A 6,100-nucleotide genomic window follows, 5' to 3' on the forward strand; every position below is an offset into this window, starting at 1 on the left:
GACAAGCCATGTTCCAGACATGGCTTTGCATACACTCCATCCAGGGAGATAAACGTTTTTGCATGAGCGAAGCGAGCCCGTAGGGTCTGCCACAGGGATGTGGCTGATAAAGTAGGTCACCGATAACCGCTCCTGCGTTATCGGAATACATCACATCCATGTGAATAACTGCCAGGCTTTATACAAAAAAAGATCCTGATTTTGTATGTTATGGGCAACTTATATAAAAAAGCCCCTCCTCAATTAAGAAGACGGGCTCTTTTTACTAAGATATTTCAGAACTTGTTTGAACTCAATGCCATTGAAGATAAGGGATGTTATCAAGTACACTGGGTTAGTAACAGTCTACTGCGATAACGTTACTCACCAAAGGGTGAAGTTACATCTTGTGGTACACGGATCGCAAAAATCTTGCGTACGGTTTGTTCCGTCTTCCAGGTACCCTTAAAGCCGGCCTTAACCACGAAACTGTCACCGGCGATATAGCTAACAGACTCGCCATTGTCATCCTTTAATGTGGCCTTGCCTTCGAACATGTGCACCATTTCATCAGCATTATAGATGACGCGATAAGTCCCCGGTGTAGCTTCCCAATAACCCGTTAATAACTTACCGTCTGCAGAGACATATTCAAGCCAGGTAGTCATAGTCGGCAAGCCTTCAAATGGAATCCAACCATCAAGGTCTGATGTAATTGGTGTTGCGCTAGGCGCCGAGAATTTTCCAAAAGTAATTGTTTTCATAACCGGACTCCAATCATTCAAGCAAAGCGTCAAGTTTCGCAATAAACTGGTATCGGGATAAATCCACATTAAGTCTTAATCCTAATGGCTAATTGACAATATGGATAAATTTTTTTGTGTTGGGTTCTAGTTTATTTATACCGAAGGTTTAAAACCACTTAATACGTCATATCGAGCCTTGCGAGTTGACTTCTCATGCGAGGATCATGGAATCGTGGAACTTAATATAAATTCCTCCACACTAGATCAGCTTTCGATGACTTTTGATACGAATACTTCGCCCAGCAAAGCGGTGATTGGGTAATATCCTTTTTATAAGTACGATTTATTTTTTGTATTTATTATGTCCCGGAGCATTTTCACTGTTTCCAGGGCCAGATGGATCGTGGCCGGGCGGCACGTGACCATGTTTATAGTGCCCACATCCTGAAATCATTAAAATAACTACAATGAAAAATGTTGAAATAAGTTTGTTTAACATCAAAAAGGTTGTCCTTAATATTTAAATAAATAAAACCACTAAAAAAGTCCAGTTAACCCGGTGACGGGACATCATTTTCGCTGACACGTTCAGTGCTTAGCTTTTCTTTAGCGAATGCTTGATCGTCTTTATCTGCTGTTAGCCCTGACTGTAAAGCATCAATGTAAGATTTGTTGTAAATCAATTGCGTGAGTAAAGCAAAATGATCTGATCCAAACGGTGACAAGCGACGCATTGCATATAGCTTAAAATGAGGACTATGAAACAAGTGATCCAAGGGCCAGCGCATAAACCAAAAATCAGCATGAAATGTGTTGAACATTCCTCTGCCAATCCGCGGATCTAACAGTTTGCTAATCTTACGAAATAGTCGGGTTGTTTTTGACCAGGCAACATCATTCAGGTCTCCGGTTACAATAACAGGCGTTTCTGCACCCGCAACACTTTTAGCCACCATAATTAATTCAGCATCCCGTTCGGAAGATTCTTCATTTTCAGTAGGACTTGGTGGTGCAGGATGCAGAAAGTGCATCCGAATATTCTGCCCGGATGGTAATGTTAAGAGCGTATGCATCGATGGTATATCATCTTCAACCAGAAATTCAGTTTTTGAATCTGACAAAACGTATTTGGAATATATGTGCATACCATAAAGGTTTTCTAGTGGGCAGCTCATTCTGTAAGGATAATCATCTTCAATATTTTTGAGCTTTGATTGCCACCATTGGTTGGTTTCCAATGTAACAAGAATATCGGGCTTATTCTGTTCAACAAGACTTATAAGTTTTTCAACGTGTTTATTAGACATCAGGACATTAGCGGTGATGATTTTGATACTATTTTCAGTATCGACTTGATCAATTTGCTGAACCTCTTTGGGATACAAACTGGTGTATGGCAATATCCACCATAGCTGATAGGCAAACGCTAACAGAGTTGGACCAAAAAGCATCCAGAAACTTGGTTTTGAGTAGTCCAGAAAAAAAATTTCAGTTGCTAACAAAACTAAAGCGAAAATGAAAAACTGCATTCGAGGGAAATCCAGTGCACGAATCCACCATTTTTCACTATTAGATAAGCTAAAAAAAGTTAGGCAAACTAATAAGAGTACTAGCGGTATAAATATATATAAGCTTAAGCTGTTCAAGAATATTCCAAAGCTGTACTAAAAGAGAATTTTTTGACCATAACATAAAAAGTTTGAACGTAGTATCAAGTGATTTTATGGCGTTTATTCGTGCAAAAAACGTTATAAAACGTGTTTGCGACCATATATGACTACGCCATTTGTAATTTGTTTTTTATTTTTATAAATAGTTAGTTACAGTCTGTATTAAATTACAAATTAAAGTTTTATTGAGGAAAACAGCATTAAAACGTGCCAAAGAGTTTAATTATTACAGAGCATGCCTTATGTTGGCTTTGGTCTAATATGCATATAAATCGCCGGGATGCAGGTTTTAAAACATTATGACAATTTATAAATTAATTGTTGATAGCGGGTTTTAACTGCACTGTTCATGAAGATACCTGCCAATGTTTTTCGCGATAGCCGCGGTCTTGTCAGTAGAGCCATATCCGGCTGCCGTTTGAGTAAGGATAAAGTTTTTATTCCACCCAGAGTCATCGCTCTGATTTCCCAGCCGAGTCGGCCTGATATGCTTAAACCCAGTTCGTAGCCTTCCATCATGATGCTTTCCGTTCGCCGATACATGCTTCGCATTAATGGTGCTAATTGACGGGTGTCCGATTGAGTCAATAAAACTTCCGTAATTCTATTGGCTGCCAGCTCATCTTGCGGTAAGTAAATACGATTCTGCTCAGTGTAGTCCTGCACAATATCCTGATAGAAATTAATTAATTGTAGCGCGGTACAGATCGCATCCGATTGTTTAAGCTGTAGCTCAGTCGGTTGTCCCTGCAGGTGTAAAAGAAGGCGTCCTACAGGGTTGGCCGAAAATCGACAATAATCGAGCACCTCATTAAAGGATGCATAACGTGTCTTGACCACATCCTGTCTAAAGGCAGTCAACAAGTCTTCCAATAATTGAACGGGTAGTTTGAAACGATGCACAGTATCTTCTAAAGCAATAAAGATGGGATCGTTACCGTGATATCTTCGTTCAGTAATGTCAGATAGATGCAGACTGTAGCTATTGAGTAGATGCAACCGGTCTTTCGCCGTTAAATTATCTTCATCAGCAAAATCATCTGCAGTACGGGCAAATGCATAAATGGCCGTAATGGGGCGACGTAATTTTTTTGGCAATAAAATAGAGGCGACTGGAAAATTCTCGTAATGCGATTTAGCCATTTTTAAACAAAACGCATACGCCTTGTTGAGTTCGGATTTACTCCTCATCGCTAAGATTTTGAACCTGGCGTGGCATTTGTTCTACAGGAGGCAGGTCGGTGATCGCATTTTTGCTACTGATGCCCATTTCTGTAAATTTACGGGCACCGGGTAATACCTGACGTTCCAGAGAACCGACCGCACTATTAAAATGATTAACACTACTTCCAAGGCTATTGCCTAATTTACTCAAGTGGTTGCCGAAGGTAGACAGTCGTTTATAGAGGGTTTCACCGAGTTCACGAATTATCTCAGCATTTTCGGCTAATGCCTGTTGTTTCCAACCATAGGAAACAGCACGTAACAGAGCAATAAAGTTGGTAGGGGTGGCCAAAATAATATTCTGGCTCATACTGTCTTCCAGTAAAGCAGGATCGACTTCAAGTGCCGCGGAAAGAAATTGCTCACCGGGAATAAATAACACAACAAACTCAGGCGATTGTGAATATTCCGCCCAGTAATTTTTACGGGAAAGTTCTTTGATGCGTCCGCGAATAATCTGAGCATGACGCTTTAATTCCAGTTTGCGTGTGGCATCATCTTTGGCCTGAATGGCCGATAAATAGGCATCAAGTGGTGTCTTGGCATCGACAATAATTTCACGTTTTTCCGGCAGCCGGACGATCATATCCGGGCGAATACTACCGGTTTCGGTGGTGGTATGCGTTTGCTCATAAAAATCACAATGTGACACCATGCCACTGAGTTCAGCCAGACGGCGTAACGTCATTTCACCCCATTGCCCTCGTACTTCCGGGCGACGCAATGCCTGAACCAGATTCTGGGTCTCAAGTTGCAACTGCTGTTGGTTCAGGTTCATTTGAGCGATGGTGGTGTTCAGACTGCCATAGGCTTCTTTGCGATCTTTCTCAATTTCCTGAATTTGCTTGGTGGTTTGCTGCAATGCTTCGTTAATTGGTTTAAGCATTTGCTCAATGGCTTTTTCTTTGGTTCCCAAATCCGCTTTGGCTTCACTTTGGAAACGTTTCAGATTTTCTTCGGCCAATCGCAAAAAGTTGGAGTTATTGCGTGTTAAAGCTTCATTAGAAAGCTGATTAAAAGTATTAGCAAGTTGATCACGAGTATGGTCGAGGATTTCATCCAACTGTTGTTTGTTTTTTTGTTCTAGTTGTAATGTCAGTTCTAACTCTGCATTTTTATGTTCCAAAACACGAATTTTGCCATTACGAATAACCAGACCGAGAACAATGCCAAGTAAAATACCAACCAGCAAAACAATCAATAAGTCCTGATGTTGCAGAAAGAACGCTGGAGTTAAATCCATTGTAATATCTCGTGGGGATGGTTAATCATACAGTCAGCCTGCCAGGATTCCGGTTCATCAGTCTCTGAAATATAACCGTATAAAGCAACGACAGAGCGCATCTGGGCATTATGTGCCGCCTGAATATCCCGCTCAGCATCACCAATATAAATGCAATCAACCGGTTTAGCCTTAACCAGCTCACAGGCATGTAGCATTGGCGCCGGATGCGGTTTACTGTGAGGAGTGGTATCGGCACTGACGATGCATGCAGCAGCCTCGGCTAAATTCAATGCCTTCATTAGCGGAATCGTGAGAAACGATGGTTTATTGGTCACGACGCCCCATCTAATACCGTTAGCGGTGAGGCCCTCTAGTACCTGTTGCATACCGATAAACAAATCTGATTCACGGGCAATATTTTCAGCATACAGGCTCAAAAAACGTTGTTGCAAGGCAGGATAAACGGGATCTTCCTTTTCAATGCCAAATCCCAGTTTCAATAATCCAGCACTACCATGACTGGCAACTGGACGAATCCGGGCATGATCCAATGGTTGTTTGCCTTCCTGTTCTAACAGGGTATTTAACGCGAAACCCAGATCAGGTGCTGTATCGACAAGTGTGCCATCCAAATCAAACAGCACCACATTAAACGGAGAAATAAACACTAGATTTTTCTGCAGTGAATAAGGTAATTGACATCCACATCTCTGCTGAGTTTATAGTGGCGGGTCAACGGGTTGTATGTAATGCCAGTGATATCATAAACATGCAAACCGGCTTCACGGCAGCAACGCGCCAGCTCAGATGGTCGAATAAAACGGGCATAATCATGTGTGCCTTTTGGCAGCATGTTGGCAATATATTCAGCACCAACAATGGCTAACAAATAAGCCTTAGGATTACGGTTCAAGGTTGAGAAAAAAACATCCCCACCGGGTTTTGCCATGGTGGCACAGGCAGTAATAATCGCCTGTGGGTCGGGCACATGTTCCAGCATTTCCATGCAGGTCACAACATCAAATTCATCCGGATGATTTTCCGCCATGGTTTCTGCGGTCGTCAGTTCATATTTGATTTTCAGGCCAGCTTCCAGCGCATGCAGTTTGGCAACATTGAGTGGCATTTCACCCATATCTATTCCAAGAGTATCTGCACCGCTTTTTACCAAAGCCTCAGTGAGAATACCGCCGCCACAACCTACGTCGATAGCCCGGGCATTTTTCAACTGGGTTCTTTCATTAATAAAGGTCAGT

General features: G+C 41.9%; 6 protein-coding genes. All 6 read right to left on the reverse strand.

Annotated elements, in window-relative coordinates; translation table 11 throughout:
• Positions 1 to 359: 359 nt before the first annotated feature.
• Entirely contained in the window at positions 360 to 743 is a 384-nt protein-coding gene (locus B3O33_RS08355) for a cupin domain-containing protein (RefSeq protein ID WP_292361825.1), read from the reverse strand.
• A 533-nt stretch (positions 744 to 1,276) separates the two neighbouring features.
• Positions 1,277 to 2,254 carry an endonuclease/exonuclease/phosphatase family protein gene (locus B3O33_RS08360; RefSeq protein ID WP_292363385.1) on the reverse strand — a complete coding sequence of 326 codons (978 nt, stop codon included), beginning with the start codon at positions 2,252 to 2,254 and terminating at the stop codon, positions 1,277 to 1,279.
• A 438-nt stretch (positions 2,255 to 2,692) separates the two neighbouring features.
• Positions 2,693 to 3,586, reverse strand: a complete 894-nt coding sequence (gene hpnC / locus B3O33_RS08365) for a squalene synthase HpnC (RefSeq protein WP_292363386.1) — start codon at positions 3,584 to 3,586, stop codon at positions 2,693 to 2,695.
• Positions 3,576 to 4,862: a DNA recombination protein RmuC gene (locus tag B3O33_RS08370; RefSeq protein ID WP_292361828.1), complete on the reverse strand. Its 1,287-nt coding sequence runs from the start codon at positions 4,860 to 4,862 to the stop codon at positions 3,576 to 3,578. The genes hpnC and B3O33_RS08370 overlap by 11 nt, the downstream gene beginning before the upstream one ends.
• Complete coding sequence (locus tag B3O33_RS08375; protein WP_292361829.1) at positions 4,853 to 5,512, reverse strand: HAD family hydrolase; 660 nt, start codon at positions 5,510 to 5,512, stop codon at positions 4,853 to 4,855. The genes B3O33_RS08370 and B3O33_RS08375 overlap by 10 nt, the downstream gene beginning before the upstream one ends.
• The coding region (gene ubiG / locus B3O33_RS08380) for a bifunctional 2-polyprenyl-6-hydroxyphenol methylase/3-demethylubiquinol 3-O-methyltransferase UbiG (RefSeq protein ID WP_292363387.1) at positions 5,512 to 6,100 on the reverse strand (589 nt) is incomplete at its 5' end. The genes ubiG and B3O33_RS08375, both read right to left, overlap by 1 nt.

The sequence above is a fragment of the Methylophaga sp. UBA1464 genome, assembly GCF_002325665.1.
Classification (GTDB): Bacteria; Pseudomonadota; Gammaproteobacteria; order Nitrosococcales; family Methylophagaceae; genus Methylophaga.

Excerpts from the sequence above, each read along its gene's own strand:
- B3O33_RS08355 (WP_292361825.1), bottom strand. The coding sequence starts at position 743 with ATGAAAACAATTACTTTTGGAAAATTCTCGGCGCCTAGCGCAACACCA.
- B3O33_RS08360 (WP_292363385.1), bottom strand. The coding sequence starts at position 2,254 with ATGCAGTTTTTCATTTTCGCTTTAGTTTTGTTAGCAACTGAAATTTTT.
- hpnC (WP_292363386.1), bottom strand. The coding sequence starts at position 3,586 with ATGAGGAGTAAATCCGAACTCAACAAGGCGTATGCGTTTTGTTTAAAA.
- B3O33_RS08370 (WP_292361828.1), bottom strand. The coding sequence starts at position 4,862 with ATGGATTTAACTCCAGCGTTCTTTCTGCAACATCAGGACTTATTGATT.